Genomic DNA, 1,382 nt, shown 5'->3' on the forward strand with positions numbered 1-1,382 from the left:
CGCACGATCCACAGCACGCCTTCGACAAACATGCGATTGTCGCGCCCCGTCGAGCCCTTCTGATCCGGCCGGCCGATGATCAGCGGCGCCATCCGATCCCACGCCGCATCGCTCAGCACCAATCTGTCCAACACGCCCAAGGCCGCCTCCACAAAGGCAGCCTTGAATCACGCTCCGCACCTTTCGGGAATCCCTAGAGTCCACACCACCTAGTGGATAACGCCTGACAGACGAGTCCCGGTTGGGATTCCCGTGGCGCACTCGGCGTGCGAGTCTGGACGATGCGCACAGGGATTGTCGTCGAGGTGACCACGGCCGACCGGGCACGGCTGCAAACCGTGGTGGCGGACCGGAACAGCCCGCAGAAGCATGTCTGGCGTGCCGAGATCGTGCTGCTGACGGCCGACGGCTGCGGCAGCAACGAGATTATGCGGCGCACGGGTAAGGCCAAGACGGCTGTCTGGCGCTGGCAGGAGCGCTTCATGCAGGCGGGCGTGGAGGGGCTGCTGCGCGACCGGACCCGACCCTCCCGGATCGCTTCGCTGGCCCCGGACGTGGGCGAGCGCGTGGTGGCGCTGACGATGGCGGCGCCACCGGGCGAGACCACGCACTGGACCGCCGCCGCCATGGCCGAGGCCATCGGGATCAGCGCCAGCTCGGTGCGGCGTATCTGGCGCTCACACGGGCTGCAGCCGCACCGCCTCCGGCAGTTCAAGCTGTCCAACGATCCGCAGTTCGCCGCCAAGCTGCGCGACATCGTTGGCCTCTACGTCGATCCGCCTGCCCATACCGTGGTGCTGTCGGTCGATGAGAAGAGTCAGATTCAGGCGCTCGACCGCACGCAGCCCGGCCTGCCGCTAAAGAAGGGGCGCTGCGGCACCATGACCCACGACTACATCAGGAACGGCACGACCACGCTGTTCGCCGCCCTGAATGTGGTGGAAGGCAAGGTCATCGGCCGCTGCATGCAGCGACACCGGCATCAGGAGTTCATCCGCTTCCTCAATGCTGTCGAGGCCGAGGTGCCCAAGGGCAAGGCGGTGCACGTCATCCTCGACAACTACGCCACCCACAAGCACCCTAAGAGTCTGTTTCGAATCTCATTTGCAACGAGCGCTGCGTCGTAGCAGGAGCATGACGGAGGCGGCGTAGAGGAAGGCTTCCACGGAGGCGATGGAAGCCTCAAAGTCCTTGGCGAGGCGGCGGTTTCGGTTGATCCACGCGAAGAAGCGCTCGACCACCCAGCGCCGGGCGTGGACGGTGAAGCCGACCTGACCCTTGGGTTTTCGGACGATCTCGACGCGAATGCGGCTGGCGTTGGCGACGCGGTCCCCGGCGTAGCCGCTGTCGGCGAAGCAGAGTTCGACAAAGGCCCAGCGACG

1 protein-coding gene and 2 pseudogenes are annotated in these 1,382 nt (G+C 65.9%); 1 reads left to right on the forward strand and 2 read right to left on the reverse strand.

Features of this window, described 5'->3' with window-relative positions:
* Positions 1-140, reverse strand: a pseudogene (locus C8P66_RS23365) (IS5/IS1182 family transposase); the annotation flags it as partial.
* Between the two features lie 141 nt (positions 141-281).
* Here C8P66_RS23365 and C8P66_RS23370 point away from each other — a divergent pair.
* A pseudogene (locus C8P66_RS23370) lies at positions 282-1,085 on the forward strand (IS630 family transposase); the annotation flags it as partial.
* A gap of 15 nt (positions 1,086-1,100) precedes the next feature.
* Here the strand turns inward: C8P66_RS23370 and C8P66_RS23375 are convergent.
* On the reverse strand, positions 1,101-1,382 hold a 282-nt coding region (locus C8P66_RS23375), incomplete at its 5' end, for a transposase (protein ID WP_146423053.1).

Source organism: Humitalea rosea, assembly GCF_003253705.1.
GTDB lineage: Bacteria > Pseudomonadota > Alphaproteobacteria > Acetobacterales > Acetobacteraceae > Humitalea > Humitalea rosea.